This is a genomic window from Flagellimonas amoyensis (assembly GCF_003058265.1).
GTDB lineage: Bacteria > Bacteroidota > Bacteroidia > Flavobacteriales > Flavobacteriaceae > Flagellimonas > Flagellimonas amoyensis.
In genome coordinates this window covers 519275-544329 of sequence record NZ_QBUK01000001.1, presented here as the reverse complement: position 1 = coordinate 544329, position 25055 = coordinate 519275, and the positions used below count along the sequence as shown (strand labels likewise).

The following is a 25055-nucleotide window of genomic DNA, read 5'->3' as shown; positions in this document are numbered from 1 at the left end:
ATCCCTCTTACGCCAAAACTCCAAGCAACCTTTTCTCACATTCCATCCATCAAAATCAAAGCCTCATAATGCGACGACCTCCCCTACCTTGTTCGGGAGCCCCACTACCTCCAAAAGAATCAAACTTGATGGTAAGACTGCCCATGAAATAACGTTTGAGCACCGTTCCCTGGAAATCTTGGATAAAATCCTGTCCCGTGGTCCTCCTCGTGTTGATGTTCTGGTTGAGCAGGTCATAGGCCAACACTTTGAGTGTTGCCTTCTTTTTGAACATTTGGAGTCCCAAGCTCATGTTCCAAAAAATGGCATCCTTATCGAAACCAGCCCCCAAATTGCCATTATAGCTATAGGTGATGTCATTGCCCCAGACCAAGTTTTGGGGCCAATAGGTGGTCAATCTAAATGTCATGTTATGGGTGGTAAAGTCGATATCGTCCACATTGTCCAGATTGTACCGTGTGGAATTGATCCCATAGGTATATTCAGGTTCCACTTCGATCATTTCCTTATAATTGAACATAAGCCCCACCCTGGGGTTGATGCCCACGTTCATAGCTTCCAGCTTACTGCCATTCGTGAATCCAACCTGTCTATTGATGTTGGTATAGGGATTGACCGTAAATTTCAAAGTGTACAGACTGTCCCTCTTGATCTGTTTGGAATAGTTGACCCCGGCCCACATGCTGTAATTGCCCCCCACATTTTCATAGGTGGTCGTTCGGATAAAGTCCTCATCAGTGGTGGTTATGGAAACCACTTTGTCCTCCTCAAAGTTCATCCCGGAATAGACGAAGAGTCCCGTTCTATCTTTCCAATTGTAGTCGTTGTAATTAAGGTAAAGGCTATGGGTGATCTCTGGGCCCAAATTGGGGTTACCCACAATAATGTTCAGCGGGTTGCTCACATTGGGCACAGGCTGCAGTTGGTTCACCGAGGGCACATTCAGCCTTGTATTGTAGTTGATGCTCGCCCTTTTGCTGGCCCCAATATTATAATTGAAATGGGAACCGAAAAGCAGGTTGTTATAATTCTTGGAAAAGGATGTAGCTTGTATGAAATCCTCATTGTCCAGCGCTATCTGCTCCATTCTGGCCCTTACATTGAACCTGAATTTCTTCCCGTTGGATCCTATCCCTATCTCGGGAACATGCTTCCTTGCATTGAAATCAAAATCTGAACTGAGGGTCGAGTTGTAAACGTATTCTCCCGTTGTTTCATCAAAATCGGAAACGGAACGCTCGTTCTGCTGTTCGTTGTTGTTGTAGCTGTAGCGAAAATCCAGATAAAGGTCCTTGTTCAGCGGTTGACGGAAGGAAGCCCCAAGTTCGTAGGAATCGTTGGCATTGTCGATCGTGGTCCTTTGGTCCAAGATCTGCTGACTGGGATCGTCGCCATAAATGTTCCGTTCAGAATTCAAGAAAGACTCCGAGTCGTTCACCCGGTTGTTGTTTTCAAAATATACCCGTACATATTTTCCCAACGAATCCAATTTCTTCATCACCTCCAACCTGTTGCTGAAATTACGCTGGAACCCATCCGAGGTCTGAAGAGACATATTGTCGTTGATGACATTTCCCTCCCCGTCCCTGGAAACGGTATTTTCCGCATTGGTCGAATTGGTGTTGTTGACACTGAAACTGGGCTGTATGGTCACCCTTGTGGTCTTGTCCACATCAAACTCCAAGTTGGCCGTTGCCTGGTTGGAAATGGTGGTCCCGACAAAATTCGATTCGGTATCTGTAAAGTAACTCCCGTCGGGCAAAATGTTTTCCCGTGCCGTTTTTTCATCGTTATAGGAATCACTGAAGGCGTAGAAATAATTGCCGTCCATTCGGTATTTGTCCTTTTTTTGGTCCGCATAACTGGTCCCGATCGTGGACGAAGTCGTGATTCCCTCACCAAAACCAAAGGACATGTTTCCTATGGAAAAGCCGCCATTTCGGTTGAATCCTACGCCACCGCCCCTGGCGTTTCCGACCATTTCATAGATTTCATCAAAGGAAAAACCGGGATTGTTGATGTTGTTGCTGCTCCCCAAAACACTTATGCGTTGGGTATCGTTGAAATAGTTGACCAGTCCATTGGCCTGATAGCGATCGTCCGTACCATATCCGCCGGAAAGTCGCCCCATATATCCCTTTTTCTTGTCTTCCTTGAGCAAGAGGTTGATGGTCTTGTTCTCCCCATCGCCCTCCTCTCCGATAAATTCCTGCTCCTTGGTCTTGCTATTGGTGATCTGGATCTTGCTGATCAAATCCTTGGAAAGGCTCTTCGTGGCCACTTTGGGGTCGGTACTGAAAAATACCTGCCCGTTCACCAAAACTTTGTTCACTTCTTTTCCATTGACCGTAATGGTACCATCACTGGCCACTTCCACTCCGGGGAGTTTTTTCAGTACATCCTCGACCGTGGCATCGGGTCGGGTCTTGAAAGAATCGGAATTGAATTCCAAGGTGTCCTTTCGTATGGTGATCGGCACGCGCTCCCCTACGAGGTCCACACCTTCCAATTCTTGGGCCTGTTCCTCCAAAACAATGTTCTCCAATTCCAAACTTGGCTTCAGGTCCACTTCCAATGATTTTGACTTGTACCCATTATAGGAAATACCCAATCTGGCCTTCTTGTAGGACGTTCGCCCTTCCAATGTAAAATTTCCATCCGAATTGGTGATGGTGTAACTGATCAGGACGCTGTCCTTGACGGTCTCCGCATAAATTGTTGCTGCTTCAAGGGGATTTCCATTGGTGGCATCGACAATTTTTCCCTTGATCAAGAAGTCTTGACCATAAGTTGATGTAAAAGAAAAAAGGAGGGAAACAAAAGCGAGATAGGTGTAAATTCTTCTCAATGGGCTGTTTGTTTTTTGGTTCATATTGGTTTGGACTCCAAAATATCAGTTTGGTAAATTAGGCCGGACCTATTTAACGAAACTTTGAGAAAAATTTGTGGATAAATGCCTTAAATCTTAATTTTTTTGCCATAAATACAAGTTCTTTGGTCCATACGTCAATTCAAAACAACCATCCGTAAACTTACTGGGGCATCTTGTCCAATTTTAGCTATCTTGGTTGGGCAAAATCATGTGTAACCAATTCCAAGCTTTGACATGTCCCATTTTTTTAGAATCTTTTCTGTTTTCTTGCTGATTTTGGTCGTCTCCTGCAAAAAGAAAGGAGATTCCAGCGAAACCGACAACCTATTCAAATTCAAGGACTACATCAGTTACCACACCCAGGGCAACCAAAGTATTTCCTCTCCCATCCAGATTGCCCTGGCACGACCGTTGGAGCAGTTTGAACTGACCCAAGAACTTCCAAAGGAATACCTCAAGATCTCCCCGAACGTGGAGGGTAAACTGGTCATCGAAAATGGTAGGGAAATCACTTTCCAGCCCTCCGAATACCTCCGGCCCAACACCGAGTATGTGGTGACACTGGCCCTGAACCAACTTTTTGAGGATATTGCGAGTGAGTTCAAAAAATACACTTTTAGCTTTAAGACCATCGCTCCCAATTTCAAGATCAATCTGGTGAACCTACAATCCTACAGCAAGGACTGGCAATATTTGACCGGAACTTTGGATGCATCCGATATTTTGGAAGGGGCCAAAATAGGCAAGATCCTTTCCGTGAAACAAGGCGACAAATCCGTTGCCGTGAAATGGGACAATGCCTCTGAAAATGCACAATTTTTCAGTTTCAAGATTGACAGCATCTCCAGAAAAACAGAAGATAGTGAACTGACGATCAGTTGGACCGGCAAGGAATTGGGCATCGAAAACGAAGGGTCCGAAAACTATACCATCCCCGGCCTGAACAAATTTGTGGTAGTGGATGCCAAAACCACCTCATCCCCGAACGCCGTGCTTACCCTAAATTTCTCCGAGCCGCTCAAACAGAACCAAAACCTGAACGGTCTGGTGACCATCGAAAATGCCGAGAGCCTTCGCTACGAGATCGATGGCAATGTGTTACGGGTCTATCCTTCCAACCGAATTTTGGGCGAGGTGCGCGTGAATGTCTTTGAGGGCATCAAAAGTGAATATGGGTTCACCCTCAAGAACACTTTTTCCGAACTGGTCTCCTTTGAACAGTTGAAACCGGCCGTGCGCCTTATTTCCAAAGGAACCATTTTGCCCAATGCCGCGTCCACACCCATTTATTTTGAAACGGTGAACCTATCTGCCGTTGAAGTGCGCGTCATCCAGGTCTTTGAGGACAACATGCTCCAATACCTCCAAAATTATGAGCTCACCCAAGACTATGACCCTGATTTTAGGCCAGTGGGACGAAGAGTGGCCTACAAAGTGATTCCATTGACTGAAAATGGCACGGAAAATTCCAGCTATTGGAAAGCCCATGCCTTGGATCTATCCAATTTGATCAAAGTCCACCCCGGATCGCTATACCGTGTTGAGTTCAGTTTCAAAAAAGAACATACCACTTATGCCTGTGACAGACCTGAAACCACAGAGGAAGCCGATACCGATTATGCCTCCCAAGACATGGACGATGAGTCCTTGGAAGAGCGGTATTGGGACAACGAGGTCTATTACTGGAGAAACTACGATTACAATTGGGAGGAACGTGACAATCCCTGTCACAGGGCCTATTACAATTATGAGCGGATTGCGGCCACCAACCTTTTGGGGAGTGACCTCGGACTTATCGTAAAAAAAGGAAAAAACCAATCCTACCATTTTGCGGCCACCAACCTATTGACCACCAAACCGGAGGCCAATACCAAGATCAAACTGTATAATTTCCAACAGCAATTATTGGGCGAAGTCACCACGGACGAATCCGGACTCAGCATTTATGACGGGGAAAAGAACGTATCCTTTGCCGTTGCCGAAAAGAACAACAATTTTGCCTATGCCAAACTAGCCGACGGTAATGCACTTTCCCTCAGTACATTTGATGTTTCCGGGGAAGAATTGCAACGCGGTCTGCAAGGGTTTGTCTATACCGAAAGAGGGGTCCACCGCCCAGGCGATGTGATTCACCTCACCTTTGCATTGGACGACAAGGCCAATCCCCTGCCCAAAGGGCATCCGGTAACTTTAGAGGTGAGTGATGCACGTGGAAAACTGGTCCAACGCAATGTGTTGACTGAGGGAACCATCCCGGTTTCCGAAGGATTGTTCGCCAAAAAAGAGGAAAACTTCTATTACTTCCCCATCCCCACCCAAGCCGATGCACCAACGGGCAACTGGTTCGCAAAGATCATTGTGGGCGGTGCGCAGTTCAGCAAGTCCCTCAAAGTGGCCACCGTGAAGCCCAACCGCTTGAAGGTGAATTTTTCCTTTGACAATGAGGTGCTGAAAGCCAACACCAACAATAGTGGCAAGGCCATCGTGCAATGGTTGCACGGAGCGCCGGCCCGTAACCTGAAAATCGACATCAATGCCACCCTGAACCAGGCATACAACCCGTTCCCGAAATTCAAAGAATATGTATTCCAAGACCCTACACGCAATTTTAATGAAACCGAGCTCCAATGGGTCTCTTCCAAGCTGGATGCAAACGGGGAATTGGCCATCAACGAAAAAATCAATGTGAATGGTAATGCGCCCGGTATGTTGCAGGCCACTTTCACCACCAAAGTGTTTGAAGGCGGAGGGGATTTTTCCATCGACGTCTTCAACAAAAATGTGGCCCCTTACTCCCATTTTGTGGGATTGCGTTCACCGGAAGCCAAACAATATGGTTCTTTTCTGACCGATGAGAACAACACCTTTGGTGTGGTCTCCGTGGACGACCAAGGCAGGCCATCCGGAAACCGGAAACTAAAGGTCCAAGTATTCAAAATTGAATGGCGCTGGTGGTGGAACCGGGGGTACGACAATCTTTCCCGATACGAGAATGCCACCGTACACAGTCCGTTCAAGGAAATGACGGTGACCACTGGAGCGGATGGCAAGGGCAGCTTCAACCTTAACGTTCCCGATGATGATGGCGGACGCTTCCTTATTCGGGTAATCGATGATGCTGGACATGCCACAGGACGCACGGCCTACTTCTACCGCAATTGGTGGAGAAGACCTTCCGGCGATTCCGAAAGTTCCAAGATCTTGGTATTCTCCGCGGATAAAGAAAATTACAAATTGGGTGAACAGGCCATGATCACCTTCCCTTCGGACAGGGGTGGAAGGGCCTTGATCAGTATCGAAAATGGCACCGAAGTATTGTCCCAACAATGGGTGGAAACTTCGGCCAAGGAAACCAAGGCCAGTATTCCCATCACCGCGGAAATGGCCCCGAACGCCTACATCAACATTTCGTTATTGCAACCACATGGACAAGTGGCAAACGATATGCCCATCCGCTTGTATGGCGTAGTACCCCTGTTGGTGGAGAATCCTGCCACCTTGCTGGAGCCACAAATTTCGATGCCCGAAGTGCTGAAACCCGAGACATCGTACAAAGTGACCGTTTCAGAAGCCAATAAAAAACCCATGACCTATTCTTTGGCCGTGGTGGATGATGGTCTTTTGGACCTTACCCGTTTTAAAACCCCTGACATCCACGCTTCTTTTTACGCAAGACAGGCTTTGGGCGTAAAGACCTTCGATATTTTTGATGATGTGATGGGCGCCTACTCCGTGAGTGTGGACAACATCTACGCCATCGGTGGTGGTGGCATTGGGGAAGGAGCGAAAAACCGTAAGGCACAACGCTTCAAACCTGTGGTCACCTATTTGGGTCCATTCACCTTGAAAGCTGGCGAAAAGGCATCGCACACCATCGAAATGCCCAATTATGTGGGCTCAGTGCGCACTATGGTCGTAGCTGGAAATAAAAACAGTGCTTACGGCAATGCCGAGAAAACCACGCCCGTTCGTAAACCTTTAATGGTATTGACCTCCATCCCTAGGAAATTGTCCCCTGGAGAAACCGTGACCATTCCCGTTACCGTCTTCGCCATGGAAGCCAAAGTGAAAAATGTAAAGGTCTCCATCGATGCCGGAAAGGCTTTGGAACCCATCGGGGAAACCACCAAGAACATTTCGTTCAATGCGGTTGGAGAACAGATCGTGAACTTTGATTTCAAAGTAAAACCTGCTTCCGCCTTCCAGACCATCACCGTATCGGCCAGTGGCGCCGGGGAAAGTGCGAGCAGCAAAACGGAGATCGATGTGGAAAATCCCAATCCCATCACCACCAAAAGCGAACTCTACACCATCGATGCCAATGGCAGTATGGCGATTCCATTTGAAACCTTTGGCACCTCGGGCACCAATGAGGCCTTTATCGAGTTTTCGACCTTGCCCCCGATGGATTTCAGCAAGCGGATGGATTACCTGTTGAGATACCCCCACGGTTGTGTGGAACAGACCACTTCGGCAGCTTTCCCTCAATTGTTCTTGGCGGATGTGCTCGACATCACTTTTGAACGAAAAAAGGACATCGAGAAAAATGTAAAGGCGGCCATCAAAAAACTGGGGGATTTCCAAACCCCCGAAGGTGGACTCAGCTATTGGCCCGGTTACGGAAATGCCGATGATTGGGGAACTTCGTATGCAGGACATTTTATGCTGGAAGCCAAACAACAGGGCTATCAATTGCCTCTGACTTTCTTGTCCAACTGGTTGAAATACCAAAAAATGGCTGCCCGTCAATGGAGCAACCAAAGTTCGGGTTACAATGACGATGTTTCCCAGGCCTATCGCCTCTACACTTTGGCCTTGGCACAGCAGCCCGAGTTGGCCGCCATGAACCGTCTTCGTGAAGCCAAAAATTTGAGCAATGAGGCCAAATGGCGTTTGGCAGCTGCCTATGCGCTGGCCGGAAAGAAAGAAGTGGCCCAAGAGATTGCACAAAAAGCGAACATCAACTTTACGCCCAACAATTACAACTATAGAACCTATGGTTCCGTTTTCCGAAACAGGGCCATGGCGTTGGAAACCATGGTGATTTTGGGGGATTCCAAGCAACGGGATTTGTCCATTTCCCTTGCCAAAGACTTATCTTCCCAAAGTTGGTACAGCACCCAGGAAACCGCATTTGCACTTCTTTCCCTTTCTAAAATGGTGATGAAAAATGGCGGCAAATCCATCGACATTGCCTACACCAACAACGGAAAGGAGATTTCTGTAAAAACCGATAGGGCCATTGCGCAACGCGGACTTGTCATTACCTCTTTCAAAAATGAAATACAGGTAACCAACAGACAAGGAAACACCGTTTACGCCACTTTGACCCAGACCGGAAAATTGCCCGTGGGAGAAGAGTTGGCCCAACAGCAGAACCTGAACATCAACGTGGCCTACAAGGACGCGGTGGGCAATGCATTGGATGTTTCCGAGCTACGACAAGGAACAGAATTCCAAGCGGTGGTCACGGTCTTCAACAATTCCAACGACTATGTCGAGAACGTGGCATTGACCCATATTGTGCCCAGTGGATGGGAAATCGTGGACACTTCCTATGCGGGTGGTGCCGATGCCAATGCTACCAAAGCGGATTATGTGGATACCCGTGACGACCGTACCCATTTGTATTTTGATTTGGGGGCAAAGAAATCGACCACCTTTACCATCAAACTGAATGCTTCTTTCCTAGGTGAGTATTACTTGCCCGGGGCACAAGTGGAGGCCATGTACGATAACAACTACCTAGCAAGGAACAAAGGCAATTGGATCAAAGTGGTGCAGTGATGCGTATGGGATGAACGAGTTTTGGGAACGATCAAAAGAGTTTGTATACCGACATAAGATCAAGTTGGCCATTTTCATGGCCTTCTTGGTTTTGTGGCTGTTCTGTTTGCCCAAGAATCTTTTTGAAGACCCCACCTCTACCGTGGTGAACAGTTCCAATGGCACCTTGATCGGTGCACGGATTGCCGATGACGGCCAATGGCGGTTCCCAGAAATGGACTCGGTTCCCAAACGTTTTGAGGAATGTGTGCTGATGTTCGAAGATGAATATTTTTACCAGCATCCCGGGTTCAATCCCGTCTCCATTATAAAGGCCATTGGACACAACCTCACCAAAAAGTCCCGAAGGGGTGGCAGCACCATCACCCAACAGGTCATCCGATTGAGCCGAAAGAACAAGTCCCGGACCTATGCAGAAAAGATGGTGGAAATTTTTATGGCCACCCGATTGGAATTGAGATCCTCCAAAAAAGAAATTTTACGGTTGTATGCCTCCCACACCCCTTATGGTGGGAATGTAGTGGGATTGGAAACTGCTGCTTGGCGGTATTTTGGCATTCCTGCGCATGAGCTGAGTTGGGGCCAAGCTGCCGCCCTTGCCGTACTGCCCAATGCGCCGGCTCTCATTTTCCCGGGAAGGAACGAGCAAATACTCTTGGGTAAACGAAATGATTTGTTGAAAAAGCTGAAAGACAAAGGCAACATCGACGCCACCACCTATGACCTGGCCATTGCAGAACCCTTGCCCCAAAAACCGGTTCCTTTGCCCGATGTGGCACCCCATCTTACCGAACGTATCCGAAACGAACATACAGGGCAACGCATCACTACTTCCATTGACAGATCTTTACAGCAACGGTTGAATCTTTTGGCCGAAAGGCACTATCGCCAATTAAAGAGCAACGAAATCCACAATCTGGCCATTTTGGTGCTCGATGTGGAAACCCGCAACGTATTGGGTTATGTGGGCAATTCCCCATCGGGAGAAGAGCACGCCAACTACGTGGACATCATCTCCAAAAACCGAAGTACAGGTAGCACCTTAAAACCTTTTTTGTTCGCTGCCCTGCTGGATGAAGGCCAGTTGTTGCCCCATAGCTTGGTGGAAGATGTCCCCACCGTGATCAACGGCTACCATCCCCAAAATTTTGACAAGAAACATGCAGGTGCAGTGCCTGCGAGCAGGGCACTGTCCCGCTCTTTGAATGTGCCCGCAGTACGATTGTTGCGGGAATATGGCCTTCAAAAATTTTACAACAAGCTCCACAAAATGAATATGAAATCATTGAACAGGCCTTCTTCCCATTATGGCCTTTCCTTGATATTGGGTGGGGCCGAAAGTTCCCTTTGGGAAATCACGGAATCCTATGCCTCGCTGGCATCGGGCCTAAACCACTATGTCAGCCATTCCAGTACTTATCGTGCCAACGAATTTGCGAAAGCCAGTTATTTGGTCGAAGAAGAAATCGATTTTGGAAAACAGCAGTTCGACCCTCCTATTTTTGGTGCAGGGGCCATTTATGCCACCTTCCAATCCATGTATGAGGTGAACCGCCCCGAAGGGGATGAAAACTGGCATTTTTTTGATTCCTCCCAGCCCATTGCCTGGAAAACGGGTACCAGTTTTGGGTTCAAGGATGCATGGGCCGTTGGGGTAACACCCAAATATGCCATTGGGGTATGGGCCGGCAATGCTGATGGTGAGGGAAGGCCTGGCCTTACCGGAATCACAGCAGCCGCTCCTTTGCTGTTCGATGTGTTGGATGCTCTCCCGCAAAGTGGGTGGTTCCAAGAACCTTTTGACGATTTGGTGGAAGTGGAAATCTGTTCGCAAAGTGGGTACCGGGCCTCTGTTTTTTGTGACGATGTCAAAAAAGAATATGTGCCCACCCATGGCACCCGAAGTGGACCCTGCCCTTTCCACCAGCAATTGTTCTTGGATGCTTCGGAAACCTATCGGGTCAACTCGGAATGCTATCCGTTGGAAAACATGGTGGCCCAAAACTGGTTTGTGCTTCCTCCTACCCTAGAGTACTATTATGCTCTTTCTAACCCTAATTACAAACAGTTGCCGGCCTTCATGGCCAATTGTTCCGAAATGGACAACCAACTGATGGAATTCATCTATCCGAAACCCAATGAAGCTGTATTACTGCCCAAAGACCTCGGCACCAAATCCCAGGACATCGTTCTTAAATTGGCCCATCAACAGAACAATGCCATTGTCTACTGGTATATGGATGATGCCTATGTGGGCAAAACGGAAAACTTCCATGAACTGATCTTGGGCATTGAACCCGGGGAGTATGTCCTGACCTCGGTGGACAATTTGGGCAACCGCATACAACAAGAAGTCCAAGTCCGAAGGGCTTCGGAAGATTGAATGTTTACTGGACCTTATTTTTTCCCATCCAGGAATCCAAGATTGCTTTTTGGGAAGCGTTGGGATTGTTGACAGGAACAAGCGAATACACGTCCATCACTTTTTCGGTCGATTCGCCATCCCTCCCCCTGATTGTTTGGGTTTCCTGTTTTTTCTCCAGTTCAAGGCCAGCATAACCCAAATATGTATCATAATCCAAGGGTTTTGGGGTATATACATATTGAAACAATTCTGTCAAGGGCGTTCCCGCAATAAATGTACAGGCATTTCGGAACTCGGCATCTGTAAAGCCCCTTCCCTTTTTGAGGTAGTATTCATGGTACATATGGCGCATGACGTCATCCAGGGATTTTGCATTGTTAGTGGCCTGTCGGATTCCAAAGTCCATTAAAAGACCGACGATGGGCCCTTTGACATAGTATGAAATACTCTTGTTCGGATCTTTGCCGCTCGTCCCAAAAGGACCTTCATGCCAAGTTTCAAAACTAGATTCGATCAGTGATTGAAAATCTTTTCCAGGGTTGTTCTCAAATTGGGTTATCCCTGCCGCAATCTCTTGAAGAAAGTCCGCTTCAGAGTAGATTCCGGCCCTACGCACCATTATCCCGGCATAGTAAGAAGTAAGACCCTCACTGATCCACAATTGGGTGGTCTTGCTTCCATTCTGGTAATCAAATGGCCCAAGTTCAAAAGGCCTGATCCGTTTTACATTGTAATGGTGAAAATATTCATGGGACAAAAAGTTGACCATTCGTTGGTAGGCCTGTGGCGAACCCATCTGTCCCCCATCAAAGCTAACAGTGGAACTGTTCAAGTGTTCTATCCCGCCCCTGCCCGGACCTATTCCGATGAAGGTATATTCCTCATAAGGTATATGGCCGATAATGCCAGAAGCCACCTCAATCACGGACTTCAGATTATCCATCAACTTCTTTTCATCAAACTCCCCCGGGTTGTATCCCCAAAACCGATGGTTGGTGCCGCCCACTTGAAAATCTGGCAGTTTCTTCAGATTGCCCATCAAAAGCGGTGAATCCAAAAAATCATCAAAATGATTCGACCTAAAAACAGCCTTTTGGGCATTTTCTTCCACAAGTTCGAGACCTGTGACCACATCGGTCCATCCATTCGACTTTTCGACCGTAACGGTTATGGGCATCTTCAAATGACCCTCTGCATATAAAAACGAGTTGACCGGTATGATGTAGGCCCTATCTTCATCCACATAACTGTTTGCCACAAAAGTCCGGTCCGTGTACATATCATATTCCAACTGGACCGCTTTTCCTTTGACCCCTGTCAAAACCCATGTCGCCGGCCGCGAATCGTCAAAGGACTGTCCTGAAAGCACTTTGAAATTTTTCAACCCCTTGTAATAATCCATCATCTGATAGTAGCCGGGCATCCAGTTGGGCAGGTGCAACGTGATCGTATCCGTTGGCCAATTCAGTATTCTGGTGGCCACATGATAGGTGTGGGATCCTGGATCTGGCACCGAAACGGTATACTCAAATCTCGGAGCTTCGTTTTTCTGGGCCGAAAGCGATAACGACACAAAAAAAGAAAAAAGGACCAGGAATTTCTTCAGATTGAGGTTTTTCATAAAGTGGTTATTTGGTTTGGTTTGATTCATGTGTTCCCGACCTATTTTTTCCGCATAAAAATGGTAATCGGAACCCCGGTAAAATCAAAGTGTTCACGCAACTTGTTCTCCAAGAACCGCTTATACGGGTCGCGCACGTACTGCGGTAAATTACAGAAGAACGCAAACTGCGGATAAGGCGTTGGCAGTTGGGTACAGAACTTGATCTTCACATATTTGCCCTTGTAGGCCGGTGGCGGGGTGTTCTCGATAATGGGCAACATGATATCGTTCAATTTTCGGGTCACGACCTTCTTTGAACGGTTTTTGTACACATCCACAGCCGTTTCAATGGCCTTGTAGATACGTTGTTTGGTCATCACCGATATGAAAAGGATGGGGACATCCTCAAATGGGGAGATGGCCTCTTTGATCATGGCCGTGTATTCCTTCACGGAGTTGGTATCCTTTTCCACCAAGTCCCATTTGTTCACCAAGACCACAATGCCCTTATTGTTGCGCTGGGCCAACCAAAAGATGTTCTCCACCTGACCGTCAAAACCTCTGGTGGCATCCAACATCAAGATACAAACATCGCAATGCTCAATGGCTCGGATGGAGCGCATCACGGAGTAAAACTCCAAATCTTCCTTCACCTTGGACTTTCTGCGGATTCCGGCAGTGTCCACTAGGTTGAACTCAAAACCGAACTGGTTGTACCGCGTGTCGATACTGTCCCTGGTGGTCCCGGCAATATCGGTAACAATGTATCTGTCCTCCCCGATCAACGCATTGATAAAGGATGATTTCCCTGCATTCGGGCGACCCACCACTGCAAAACGGGGCAGTTCGCTTTCTTCTTCCTTCACATCGGGAAGCACTTCCACCAAAGCATCCAACAATTCCCCTGTTCCACTACCATTGATGCTGGAGAGGTTGTAATATTCGCCCAATCCCAAGGCATAGAATTCCACGGCATCGGCCATACGCTGGGCGTTGTCCACTTTGTTCACGGCGAGAAAAACAGGCTTGTTGACTTTTCGCAACAGTTTGGCCACATCTTCATCCATGCCCGTGACGCCGGATTCCACATCCACCATAAAAATGATGGCATCGGCCTCACCAATGGCCAGCTCCACTTGTTTGTCGATTTCCTTTTCAAAAATATCGTCACTGCCCAATACGTACCCTCCCGTATCAATCAACGAAAATTCCTTGCCGTTCCAATCACTTTTTCCATAATGACGGTCACGGGTAACGCCGCTCACGGCATCCACGATCGCCTCACGACGACGGATCAATCGGTTAAAAAAAGTGGACTTGCCCACATTGGGCCTCCCTACGATAGCTACGATAGCTCCCATCTGCATTAAATTTTGGCAAAAGTACCATTTATTATGAAGAAAAAATGATACCTTTTTTTATCATTTTCAAACTGTTATGAGTGACCTGACCAATGAGATCGTTTTAAGGCCCCGATTCCATGTTGCCTTACGGACCGATATGGAAACGTTGAAGCACACCTACGACACCCACAAAAAGGATGGTTTTTTGATCAGCAGGCTCGATGAACACATCTTTATCAAATTCCGGAAGGCGGATACCAACTTCTGGACTCCCCAATTGCACCTCGAACTTTCTTCCTACGAAGAGGGCGTGAGCAACATCCGCGGGGTATTTGGTCCCAACCCGACACTTTGGACGTTTTTCATGTTTCTCCATTTTGGGGTGGGCACGCTATTTATCATCTTGGGCATTTTTGCCTACTCCAACCATTCCTTGGGAAAGGACATTACTTTTTTGATGGTGGGCATGTTCTTTTTGGTTGTGACCTGGTTTGCCCTTTATGCTTTTGGGCGAATGGGAAAAGCAAAGGGAGAAGGACAAATGGACCAGTTGAAATCCATGTTCAGGGAAACCATAGCCGGTTTTCAAAAAGTCTGAAGCATATTATCCGTTATAGCCGAACCGTCGTAGCTGCTGGGCATTGCTGCGCCAATTCTTATTGACCTTCACATACAGTTCGATATGCACTTGTTTGTCAAAGAATTTCTCAAGGTCTTTCCGGGCCTCGACCCCGACCCTTTTTAGGGCACTCCCCTTATGGCCGATAATGATTCCTTTTTGCGTATCGCGCTCCACCATGATCACGGAGCGTATGCGGATAATGTCCTCATCTTCCAGAAATTCCTCGGTCTCCACTTCCACGGAATAGGGGATTTCCTTCTTATAGTGCAACAAGATCTTTTCGCGGATGGTCTCGTTCACAAAAAATCGTTCGGGCTTGTCCGTCAATTGGTCCTTGGGATAATAGGGAGGTGCTTCGGGCAAAAGTTCCAAAATACGATCGAACACTTCCTTGACATTAAAATTTTCCAAAGCGGATATGGGATGGATCTCAGCATTGGGCAGAAGGTCCTTCCAATGTTGCACCTGCTCTTCCAACACGTGTTGGTCCGAGGTGTCAATTTTGTTGAGAAGCAACAGTACCGGGATCTGACTGTGTTCTATTTTTTTGAAAAAAGTTTCGTCCTTGAGGGCCTTCTCCCCGATTTCGACCATGTAGAGGAGCACATCGGCATCCTCAAAAGCGGATTTCACAAAATCCATCATGGAGGTTTGGAGCTCGTAGGCCGGCTTTATGATCCCCGGGGTGTCGGAAAGGATCATTTGGAAGTCGTCCCCATTGACGATTCCCAAGATCCGGTGGCGGGTGGTCTGTGCCTTGGAAGTGATAATGGACAGTTTTTCGCCCACAAAAGCGTTCATCAACGTGGATTTCCCCACATTGGGGTTGCCTATAATATTTACAAAACCTGCCTTATGTGCCACTTTCCTTCTTTTTTATAAAATACTGCTTGGATGCCGCATTCACTTTGGGTGCAAGGTACAACACTGCGATCATATTGGGTATCACCATAAGCGCATAAGATAGATCGATAAGGTTTTTTACCAAATCCAAAGAAGCCACCGTGGCAAAAACGACCATCACCACAAAGAATACATTGTACCACTTTCCAATTTTTGGGGTGGTGAGAAACGAAAGGCATTTTACTCCATAATAGGAATAGGTGAACAGGGTGGAAAGTGCAAATGCCGTGACAATGACCATCAAAAGGATGTCCCCAAAACCGTAGAGGGTCTTTTCAAAAGCGGACATGGTCATGGTGATGCCACTACCATCCTCCAGATAGGCCCCACTCAAAATGATGACCACCGCAGTGAACGTACAGACCATGATGGTATCGATGAAAGGGCCCAGCATGGCCACCAATCCTTCCTTTGTGGGCTCATCGTTTCGCGACTGCCCGTGGTACATGGGCGCACTACCCAGACCCGCTTCATTGGAAAACATGGCACGGCGCACACCAACAATCACCAGACCCCAAAAGCCCCCGGTGACGATAGTATCGAAATTCCAGGCTTCCACAAAGATCATTTTGAGGGCAGGAAGCACTTGTACTGCATTGTTGGCCATCACAAAGATTACTGCTATGAGGTATACCCCTACCATAAAAGGAACAATGGCCGAAGCCACTTTTGCAATTTTGGAAAGCCCTCCGAAGATGACAATGGAAGTGATAATCGCCAAAAGAAAACCGATTCCCAGTTTCCAGTTGAACTCACTGGCCATAAAAAGGGTTTCCTGTGGTTTCACCACGCCCATAAAGGCCTCCGTAAACTGATTGGCGGTAAATACCCCCAAAAATCCGAAGAGTCCACAAATACTGAAAAAAACGGCCATGGGACGCGCCCATTTGCCCATGCCCCTGGTAATGTAGAACATGGGGCCACCCTGTAATTTTCCATCGCTATCGGTATCCCGGAACATGATGGCCAAGCTCCCCGAATAAAATTTGATGCCCATGCCCAAAAGGGCTGTCATCCAGATCCAAAAAACGACCCCTGGCCCTCCATCATGGATGGCTATGGCCACACCCGATATGTTCCCCAGACCCACCGTGGCCGCCACAGCTGCCGACAATGCCTGGAACGAGCTTACATCGCCTTTGGCGTTTTTGTCATCGTATTTGCCAGAGACCACGGCTATGGCATGGCCAAAATAGCGGTAGGGCACAAACTTGGAATAAAAAACCAAGAAGAGTCCCCCGCCAATGAGCAGGATGAACATGGGCCATTCTGTGTAGGGCAAAACCCAGGACAGAAAATCGTTGATTGCTTTCATAAGGTCAAAAAAACCGAATTTATGGATTTTAGTCTGGAAAGACCCATTTGAACAAGGAATATTGACTTTGATTTGGAAATGATCTAAAAAGGGTTGTATATTTGCCGTCCATATCGCGGGATAGAGCAGTAGGTAGCTCGTCGGGCTCATAACCCGAAGGTCACTGGTTCGAGTCCAGTTCCCGCTACTAAATCAAAAGCCATTCAAATGAATGGCTTTTTTATTTCCAACACCTTTTTGTGTGATCCTATTTGATGACCAAGACTGCATAATAGATGGCCATCAACAAAAAGAGGAGGAGGCTTATGGCCAAAAACCGCAAAGACCTGTTCACGTACCTGAATTTTTGGTCGGCTATTTTTGAAATGATAAAGATCTGCTGCCCCAACTGATCGAACAGTTCCTCTTCCTTCAGACTCAAGCGATAGAAACTTTTTGAAAAATCGTTGATTGTCCCAAACTTTGAAATCACGTCGCCAAAAAAGAACATGTTCTTCTCATACTTTCCTTCAATGCGCGGCATAAAACAGCGGATACTGAAGTAAATGGACACGATTGTGGCCAAAAACCAAAATGCCATAAAAATATAAAGCACTATTTGATGTGCACCTTGGGAAAACAGTAGATCTATCTTTTGAAAGATAAAATTGAGCAGGATTCCATAAAAGGAGAGCAACAGGCCCGCTTTTATTTCCGATGCCCTGATCAACCCCAGAACATAGTTGATGCTGCCCCAATAATGGTCCACCAGCTCCTCCGCATGCCCCCTTGACTCCAATTGTTTCAGGAATTCACGTTGAAATATTGGCATTTGCTCATTTTGTTCCTTGTCCATATCCAGCTTTGGCTTTCCGTTTGAAATAATCCATTGTCCGCAGGTCCATACCGAACCATCCATTTACTTATGGGGCTGTATGTTCTGATTGACCCTAAAGAAGTTGTTGGGATCGTATTTCCCTTTGATCTGGGTAAGGCGATCATAGTTTACCTTATAACTGGCCTTTATGCGCTCCTGTCCTTCGTCCATGATAAAATTGAGATAAGCACCCCCCATGGAATACGGATGCAGGGCCTCCCAATACTGCTTGCACCAATCGGTTATTTTTTGGGCATTGGCCGGATCTGGATCCACACCTACAATAACGCCTGCATATTTGGCATCCCTATTGGCCCAAGGAGTGTCCTGCTTCCCTACCCTGCTGGCCGCTCCACTGATCGGGTACAGGTGCATTTGGGAAAGAGGTGTCGGAATTTTGGAGCCGAACTCCAAGTGCTTTGCCCGTACTTCGGGGCCCAGTTCATCAAAATAATCGGCCCTCCAATACCATTGCAGCCCGTGGGGAAGCATCCCATCGAACAAGGTCTGAAGGGAAGGATAGGGCATTTCGCCAATGTGTTGGAATATGGGCTCCATGTCCATCACTGGTCTGAACACTTCTTTCTGCTTTTTGGGGTCTCCCAAATAGGACCAGACAATACCACAGAACATTTTATTGTGCAATGCTTCTGGGAACGGTGGGCCGGGAATCACCATGGTCGCAATAAATCCATTGAGTTCATCTGGAGCTTCATTGATAAACGAGTGGTACCATTCCATCACCTCATCTATCTTTTCGATGGGCCATAACGTGGGACCTCCAATGACATTTTTTACTGGATGGGCCTGGAACTTGAAGGAAGTAACGATTCCAAAGTTGCCCCCACCTCCTCGAATGGCCCAAAAGAGATCCGTATGTTGTTTGGCATTGACGGTCACGAAGGAACCATCGGCCAATACCATGTCCGCTTCCAATAAATTATCGATGGTAAGGCCATACTTTCGTGAGAGATAGCCGACGCCCCCGCCAAGGGTAAGGCCACCCACCCCGGTGGTGGAGATGATGCCTGCCGGAACCGCCAAACCGAACGGATGTGTTGCATGATCCACTTCGCCCCACAAATTTCCGCCACCGACCCTTACGGTACTATGCTCCACATCCACGTGGACAAACTTTATACCGGATAGGTCGATCACCATTCCGTCATTGCACAGTCCGAGACCGCCACCATTGTGGCCACCTCCCCTAACTGCGACCAAAAGATCGTGCTCCCGGCCAAAATTTACGGCATAGATCACATCCGCTACATCCACGCACATGACAAACAGGCCTGGACGCTTATCTATCATGGCATTGTAGACCTTTCGGGTCTCGTTGTACTTTTCATCTTTTGGGAAGATCAATTCTCCCCTGATCTGGCTTGCAAATGCATCCAATACACTGGAATCCAATTCATTGATTTTTGTTGACATGGTTATTCATATTAGTGATTACTGATTGATATGTTTTCCTGATCGTTATTCTGCATTGATATCGCCTTTTGCGCTGGACTTCATGGTATCGATCACAAAATCGAGGGCCGTGTTCCAAGCTTCCAAGGTGCGTGGGGTCTTGTTCTGCCCCAAAACCTCGTCAATGGTCGCTATCATGGCTTGTTTCACCACGGGATAATACTCTTCCTTCACACCATAATGCACATGGCTTTGGCCCAACTTGGCCAGTCCTCTTTTGAGGTGCTCGGGCCTGGAAAGGGAATACACAATGCCTCCCAACATATGGGTCAACAACCTTCCCTGGTCGGTCATATTGTTGCGGAACAGGGCCCTGACGAAAGGTGCAATGGCAAAAACTTTATCGTAGAAGGTTTTGGCAAATCCTTCTTCATCGGCCAACATGAAGTTCATGGAGGATTGCAGCTCCAATTGAAGGTCCATATCGTTGAAACCGATAAGTTCGAAGAGGTTCAAAGGGTCGTCCTTTCCTGCCAGTTTGTTCAGGAAGTTTTGTCCGACCACCACGGAATCCTTGTCCACGTTTTCGTATACGGTATCGGATATGAGTATGTTCGTATTGGTGGCCTTGGTCTCATTTTGAATTCTACTGGCCACGTTCACCGGGTCCCCAATCACGGAGAACTGTTTATGGGTGGGATGGCCGAGGTGACCGATGAAGGCATTGCCAAAATTGATGCCGATACCCGATTTTAGTTTTATCTCGATGTCCTTCAGATCGGACCGGTTCAAGGCATCCAGGGCATACTGCATCCCCAAGGCTGCCCGTATGGCATCCTCACAATTTTTCTTGGCCGTACCTCCCGTGGTGCCGAACACACCCACTATTTCATCCCCTACATATTGATAGATCACCCCATTGTTCATCAATATAGGTTCCCCCAAAGCCGTATAGAACTTGTTCAACATATAAGCGATATCAAAATTGAGGTTGTGGGAGGAGAGGTTGGTGAAATTTCTAATGTCGCAAAAAAGGATGGCTATTGGCCTTTCCTCTGCCCGTCCCATCGGCACCAACTCCTTTTGCAGGTTATTCACCTCCCCGCTGGACCAAATCAACCGCTGGACGGTAACATCGCCCTTGGGCCTGGCCTGACATGCCAAGCGAATGGATGGATCCCATTTTCGCGCATGGCAGCTGCTTTTTTCAAATTCTGTCTTTGGGCTCAGATTCTGTACCCCATCCAATATCCTGACCCTACAAGTGGTACAATACCCATTGCCCCCACATTCATGCAGGTGCGGGATTTTGTTCTTGATCGAAATATCCAACAGGGTATCGGTAAGGGAAGTTGATTCTACCTGTCTGTTGATGGCTGCATAGGTGATCGTATGGGTCATTTGTATCAGAATTTAAGGTTGATACTTGGGTATGGATTCGATAGCACCAAAATTAGATTCGCCACCCCTCCTATTTTACACCCTATTCCATGATTTTTAAAAATCCTCCTTTTGTCAGAGCCGGCATCACACAATAGTGTGACATTGACAATCATGGTTTTAGGTGTTGTGCAAGCTTCAGAATTCGATAACTTTATCCTTGTTGAAACCATACGTCAATACACCCTAAAAACATGTTGGCAAAACAACTGTTCTTCTTATTGCTGCTCTTCGGATTCCATTGTGGATTGGGCCAATCAACGGAATTGGACAGTTTGCGCATGGCCGTCAAAACCATGCCCGAAGACTCAATCAAGTGTGAGGCACATTTAAAGATCGCGTATTTGTTATACGATGGCGAAGAGGCCGTTCAAAATGCATCGCTAGGGTTGGCCTTGGCCAAAAAATTGGGGAGTCCCAGACTCATTGGAAAGTCTTTCCATCGACTGGGTTGGTGCCTCGATTATGATCAAATGGATAAAAAAACTGCCTATCTGGACAGTGCTACGGTCTACTTTTCCCGAATAAACGACCTCTATGGATTGGGCAGTGTTTATGATACCCGAGGGGCGATCCTGCTAAACTATGGCTCTTTGGCAGAGTCGCGGAGAGCCTTTCAACAAGCATATGATCTTTTCTCCAAAATACCCAACGAGGAACGAAAGGCAGGTATCTTGAACAATTGGGCCATTGCCGAATATTCCGGGGGGAATTCCGGGGAGGCATTGAAAAAATTCCAAAAAGCATTGGAGTATAGGTTGACCGAGAATCCCATTGCCCATATTGATATTGCCAGGCTCTATCAGGGTATGGGTGAATGCCATCGAATGCACGAGGATTACGAATCGGCGGTATCGGAGTACCTCAAAGGTTATGAACACAGGAAAGAGGCCTCGGACGTTGGCGTAGTTGAGTCCATGATGAGCATAGCCTCGACCATCTATGAGGCAGCCGAAAAGCAACGGGACACCATTGCATTGATCGATTTGATAAAGGCGCATGGTTTTGTCAGTTCCATGGACCTCATCAATAAAGCCGAGCAAACCCCGGGACTTTTTAATAGGGTTGGCCTGCAGAATTACATCATCGACATTAGGCGGCAACATCTTCTCTTGAACAACGATCATAAGGCTGCCTATGAACTGCTCCTTAGGCAAAAAGAAATGGAGGAGGAATACAAACTGAGTGAGAGTAGCCTTGAGGCCTTGGCAAACATGAAAATCAAATTTGAAAAGGACCAATTGAAAATACAACTGTTGGAGGAAGAGGTGTTGAACCAAAAAAAACAAGATCACGTGAACATGCTGTTATATTCGTTGGGAGGACTGCTTTTGGTATCCCTTATTGGCTTTCTATATTATAAAAACAGGATAAAGACCGCTCAATTGGAACTCCATGAATCCCAAAGGGAGCAACAGATCATCTCCATGAGGTCCATGCTGGAAGGCCAGGAAAAAGAACGTTCTCGGATTGCCCGTGACCTCCATGATGGATTGGGGAATTTATTGTCCAGTCTAAAAGTGAACATTGGTAGCCTGCAGATCAATTTTGACGACACTAATTCAAAGAAAATATACGGTTCCGCCAGTCAGATGATCGATGAAGCCTGTACCGAGGTGCGTAAGATTGCCCACGAAATGATGCCCCAATCCCTGAAAAAATTGGGATTGAGAAAAGCAATAGAAGATCTGGTCACAAAAATGGATGCCATCCATGGGTTCCATGCCGAGTTCCATGTGCATGGAAAAGAAAAGGTTTTTGATGACAACACCAATATTATGCTGTTCCGAATTGTACAGGAGGCCCTCAACAATATCGTAAAATATGCCGAGGCAAAAGAAGTTTCCGTGCAGATCACCTATAGCAATCATTGGTTTGACCTTACCATTGAGGACGACGGGGTTGGATTTGACCCCAAAACCTTGAAGGATGACAAAGGAATGGGGCTGAAAAGTATCGCTTTCAGGGCCGAGTTCATTGGAGGCACCTTTGACATCAATAGTCGACCGGGCATGGGAACCTTGGTGACCATAAGCATCCCCTTGGATAAAATGAATCATGCGTAAATAAAAATGACCTATGGAAAAGATCAAGGTACTCTTAGCGGACGACCATCAAATCATGTTGGATGGCCTAAAGGCCATTTTGACCAAGGACAGGTCTTTGAGCATTGTCGGCACGGCCAGTAATGGTCTTGAGGTGTTGGAATTCCTCAAAAAGGAGCCTGTGGACGTCCTTTTACTTGACCTTCAAATGCCGGCCATGGATGGATTGGAAACCACCATGCACGTGAAAAAATCGTTCCCGGAGGTCAAGGTCATCATGCTCACCACCAATGATGAGGGCAGTATCATCACCTCTTTGTTCAAGGTGGGCGCCAATGGATATCTGCTCAAAAACGCCTCCAAGGAATACCTCATCCAAGGGATAAAGGATGCCCATGATGGGAAAAAGGTCCTGAGTTCCCATCTGACGGAAAAAATGATAGAGAGCCTGACCGAGGAACCCAAAAAAATGGATGGGAACATCCCCATGATCACCAAGCGCGAGATCGAGGTCATTAAATTGATCGCCCAAGAGCATACCACCCAAGAAATTGCGGACCTCTTGTTCGTAAGCACTAATACCGTGGCCACCCACAAACGGAACCTTTTTGTAAAAATGGATGTGAAGAACTCCGTTGGCATGATCAAAAAAGCGGTGGATTGGGGACTTATTTAGTACTATTGATCACCATTGAAACAGATGGGATCAGCTGCATATAAAATCCCGAATGTAGATTTTCCATAAAAAAAAGTACGGGGCCAACGCCCCGTACCAAACCAAACCCGTTTTGAGCCAAGCAACACCCGTTCCTTGAATAGGGTTTATATGTTCTTGCTCCTCTGCAAAGCGGTTTTCACGGCCTGCCCACAATCCAATATCCCTCCGGTACTGGAAAGCATGCTCAAGGGTACTTTTTGGTTTCCGCCAGGTTGGTATACTTCATGCCCCACAGTTCTTACACTTCCCAATATGATGTCCTTGAGTTCTTGTGACGATAAATGTGGAAAATGTGATTTCAACAGGGCGGCAAGGCCCGTGACCATGGGAGCGGCCATACTGGTTCCGCTGAAATATGCATAGGAATCATTGGGGGTTGTCGAATAAATCTGTGCACCGGGTGCCACCAAATCCACTTGTTCCTTCCCGTAGTTAGAAAAATTGGCAACAAAACCTTCGTCAAAATGATGGGTGGCGGCCCCCACCTCAATCCAGTTTTTGGCTTCTTTGGACCCAAAAAGATTCCCGCTTTCAAAGTATTTATTGGGAAAATTATTCTTCCCATTGAGTCTTCTTGCCGAATTTCCAGCCGCATGGATGATAAGGACATCCTTTTTGCGGGCATACCTCACCGCTTCATCCACCCATTCCTTTTTCCAGCTATAGTCCTTTCCAAAGCTCAAATTGATGATGTCGGCCCCATTGTCCACCGCATATCTAATAGCATTGTCAATATCCTTGTCCCTTTCATCCCCGTCGGGAACCGCTCTGATGATCATCAATTCCACATGCTCCGCAATACCGTCCATGCCCAGACCATTGCCCCTGATGGCCCCGATAATGCCTGCAACATGTGTCCCATGGGAGGGGTCCGGCCCCTTCACATCATTGTTGCCATAGGACCTTTGCTCCTTATTGGTGATATTGTCCCCAACAATGTGACGGGAATCATAATACGGATTGTAGTAATAGTCCAAAGCCTTGGAATAGAACGCATAGGCTTCCTTGATCTGGGATTCAACATGATCCACATCTTTTCCCTCTTTTTGGGCATTCAATAGTAGTTTCCCTACACTGGACAAACTTCCCATTTGTCCAATGACCTGCTCCAAGCTCTGTGCTGAGGCATCTGCTGTGGATTTGATGGTTTCGATATCCGACAGGTATTTGCCGTAAAGCTCTCTTTTCTCTTCTGCCCCCCTTTTATGGATATGGTATGCCCTTTTTGCTTCTTCGTACATCTCCTTACTTCCTGGATAGTTCTTTCCGGCACTGGCAATCCTGGTCTCAATTAAGGTCTCGTGTTCAACATTGTCCCCATTTGGGAATCCGATAAAGTTCCATCCATGGATATCGTCCACATATCCATTTTTATCGTCATCGATCATGTTGCCGGGGATCTCATCCGTATTTACCCAGATCTTGGTGTGCAGATCCTCATGCAAATAATCCACACCACTATCTATAATGGCAACTATTACCTTTTCCGATTTTCTATCCTGCAACAGTTCGTAGGCCTGTTCCAAATGTATTCCCGTGTCATTGTCCAATTGGTGCCAATTCTTATCGGGAGCTGCGTCTTGGCCAACCGTAAATTGGCCCATTAGAATTCCAAGGACCGGAATCAGTCCGTAACGGTTTCGAATCTTTTTTTCAATCATGCTTTTCATGTTTTTTGATTTTTGATTAATACTAGTGTTGTGGGTGAGGTTCCCTTTGGTTGCTTTAAGATTATTTTAAGAATTCAAAAAATGAAAAAGGCGTCCGGAAGGA

14 protein-coding genes and 1 tRNA gene are annotated in these 25055 nt (G+C 47.0%); 6 read left to right on the top strand and 9 right to left on the bottom strand.

The features are described from left to right. Positions 1–55: 55 nt before the first annotated feature. Positions 56–2872 carry a TonB-dependent receptor gene (locus tag DB398_RS02220; RefSeq protein ID WP_108422747.1) on the bottom strand — a complete coding sequence of 939 codons (2817 nt, stop codon included), beginning with the start codon at positions 2870–2872 and terminating at the stop codon, positions 56–58. A 234-nt stretch (positions 2873–3106) separates the two neighbouring features. Here DB398_RS02220 and DB398_RS02215 point away from each other — a divergent pair, with 234 nt between their 5' ends. Further along, complete coding sequence (locus DB398_RS02215; protein WP_108422746.1) at positions 3107–8659, top strand: alpha-2-macroglobulin family protein; 5553 nt, start codon at positions 3107–3109, stop codon at positions 8657–8659. A gap of 10 nt (positions 8660–8669) precedes the next feature. Then, positions 8670–11042, top strand: a complete 2373-nt coding sequence (gene pbpC / locus DB398_RS02210) for a penicillin-binding protein 1C (protein WP_108422745.1) — start codon at positions 8670–8672, stop codon at positions 11040–11042. Between the two features lie 4 nt (positions 11043–11046). On the opposite strand, the gene DB398_RS02205 is transcribed toward pbpC, so the two are convergent. Together DB398_RS02205 and der are read right to left on the bottom strand one after the other, a co-directional pair. Next, positions 11047–12645: a M61 family metallopeptidase gene (locus tag DB398_RS02205; RefSeq protein WP_159076282.1), complete on the bottom strand. Its 1599-nt coding sequence runs from the start codon at positions 12643–12645 to the stop codon at positions 11047–11049. Between the two features lie 41 nt (positions 12646–12686). Next, the gene (gene der, locus DB398_RS02200) at positions 12687–13988 is read right to left on the bottom strand and encodes a ribosome biogenesis GTPase Der (protein ID WP_108422836.1); all 1302 of its coding nucleotides are present in this window, start codon (positions 13986–13988) and stop codon (positions 12687–12689) included. Between the two features lie 76 nt (positions 13989–14064). Between der and DB398_RS02195 the strand changes: the two genes are divergently transcribed. Continuing rightward, the gene (locus DB398_RS02195; protein ID WP_108422743.1) at positions 14065–14568 is read left to right on the top strand and encodes a GTP-binding protein; all 504 of its coding nucleotides are present in this window, start codon (positions 14065–14067) and stop codon (positions 14566–14568) included. 6 nt (positions 14569–14574) lie between these two features. Here the strand turns inward: DB398_RS02195 and era are convergent, their stop codons facing one another. Together era and DB398_RS02185 are read right to left on the bottom strand one after the other, a co-directional pair. Further along, positions 14575–15456, bottom strand: a complete 882-nt coding sequence (gene era, locus DB398_RS02190) for a GTPase Era (protein WP_108422742.1) — start codon at positions 15454–15456, stop codon at positions 14575–14577. Further along, on the bottom strand, positions 15446–16810 hold the full coding sequence (locus tag DB398_RS02185) for an alanine/glycine:cation symporter family protein (RefSeq protein ID WP_108422741.1): 1365 nt from the start codon (positions 16808–16810) through the stop codon (positions 15446–15448). Before DB398_RS02185 ends, era begins: the two co-directional genes overlap by 11 nt. Positions 16811–16924: 114 nt before the next feature. Here DB398_RS02185 and DB398_RS02180 point away from each other — a divergent pair. Further along, positions 16925–16997 (top strand) — tRNA-Met (locus tag DB398_RS02180). 60 nt (positions 16998–17057) lie between these two features. Here the strand turns inward: DB398_RS02180 and DB398_RS02175 are convergent. From DB398_RS02175 to DB398_RS02165, 3 genes are all read right to left on the bottom strand, one after another. After that, a complete protein-coding gene (locus DB398_RS02175; RefSeq protein ID WP_108422835.1) occupies positions 17058–17621 on the bottom strand; it encodes a Pycsar system effector family protein in 564 nt (187 codons plus the stop codon). 87 nt (positions 17622–17708) lie between these two features. Beyond that, complete coding sequence (locus DB398_RS02170) at positions 17709–19100, bottom strand: FAD-binding oxidoreductase (protein ID WP_108422740.1); 1392 nt, start codon at positions 19098–19100, stop codon at positions 17709–17711. Positions 19101–19145: 45 nt separating this feature from the next. Next, entirely contained in the window at positions 19146–20480 is a 1335-nt protein-coding gene (locus tag DB398_RS02165; RefSeq protein ID WP_108422739.1) for an adenylate/guanylate cyclase domain-containing protein, read from the bottom strand. Positions 20481–20713: 233 nt separating this feature from the next. On the opposite strand from DB398_RS02165, the gene DB398_RS02160 reads away from it, so the two are divergent. Beyond that, positions 20714–22585, top strand: a complete 1872-nt coding sequence (locus DB398_RS02160) for a sensor histidine kinase (protein WP_108422738.1) — start codon at positions 20714–20716, stop codon at positions 22583–22585. A 13-nt stretch (positions 22586–22598) separates the two neighbouring features. Next, complete coding sequence (locus DB398_RS02155) at positions 22599–23240, top strand: response regulator (protein WP_108422737.1); 642 nt, start codon at positions 22599–22601, stop codon at positions 23238–23240. 146 nt (positions 23241–23386) lie between these two features. Here DB398_RS02155 and DB398_RS02150 read toward each other — a convergent pair whose 3' ends face one another. Then, positions 23387–24943 (bottom strand): S8 family peptidase, encoded by a 1557-nt coding sequence (locus DB398_RS02150; protein WP_159076281.1) that lies wholly within the window; start codon positions 24941–24943, stop codon positions 23387–23389. Positions 24944–25055 lie beyond the last annotated feature (112 nt).

Bases quoted from the DNA above. Each gene is read 5' to 3' on its own strand.
- DB398_RS02185 (WP_108422741.1), bottom strand. From the start codon at position 16,810: ATGAAAGCAATCAACGATTTTCTGTCCTGGGTTTTGCCCTACACAGAA.
- DB398_RS02170 (WP_108422740.1), bottom strand. From the start codon at position 19,100: ATGTCAACAAAAATCAATGAATTGGATTCCAGTGTATTGGATGCATTT.
- DB398_RS02220 (WP_108422747.1), bottom strand. From the start codon at position 2,872: ATGAACCAAAAAACAAACAGCCCATTGAGAAGAATTTACACCTATCTC.
- DB398_RS02195 (WP_108422743.1), top strand. From the start codon at position 14,065: ATGAGTGACCTGACCAATGAGATCGTTTTAAGGCCCCGATTCCATGTT.
- DB398_RS02215 (WP_108422746.1), top strand. From the start codon at position 3,107: ATGTCCCATTTTTTTAGAATCTTTTCTGTTTTCTTGCTGATTTTGGTC.
- DB398_RS02165 (WP_108422739.1), bottom strand. From the start codon at position 20,480: ATGACCCATACGATCACCTATGCAGCCATCAACAGACAGGTAGAATCA.
- DB398_RS02175 (WP_108422835.1), bottom strand. From the start codon at position 17,621: ATGCCAATATTTCAACGTGAATTCCTGAAACAATTGGAGTCAAGGGGG.
- der (WP_108422836.1), bottom strand. From the start codon at position 13,988: ATGGGAGCTATCGTAGCTATCGTAGGGAGGCCCAATGTGGGCAAGTCC.
- DB398_RS02160 (WP_108422738.1), top strand. From the start codon at position 20,714: ATGTTGGCAAAACAACTGTTCTTCTTATTGCTGCTCTTCGGATTCCAT.
- pbpC (WP_108422745.1), top strand. From the start codon at position 8,670: ATGAACGAGTTTTGGGAACGATCAAAAGAGTTTGTATACCGACATAAG.
- DB398_RS02155 (WP_108422737.1), top strand. From the start codon at position 22,599: ATGGAAAAGATCAAGGTACTCTTAGCGGACGACCATCAAATCATGTTG.
- DB398_RS02150 (WP_159076281.1), bottom strand. From the start codon at position 24,943: ATGATTGAAAAAAAGATTCGAAACCGTTACGGACTGATTCCGGTCCTT.
- DB398_RS02205 (WP_159076282.1), bottom strand. From the start codon at position 12,645: ATGAAAAACCTCAATCTGAAGAAATTCCTGGTCCTTTTTTCTTTTTTT.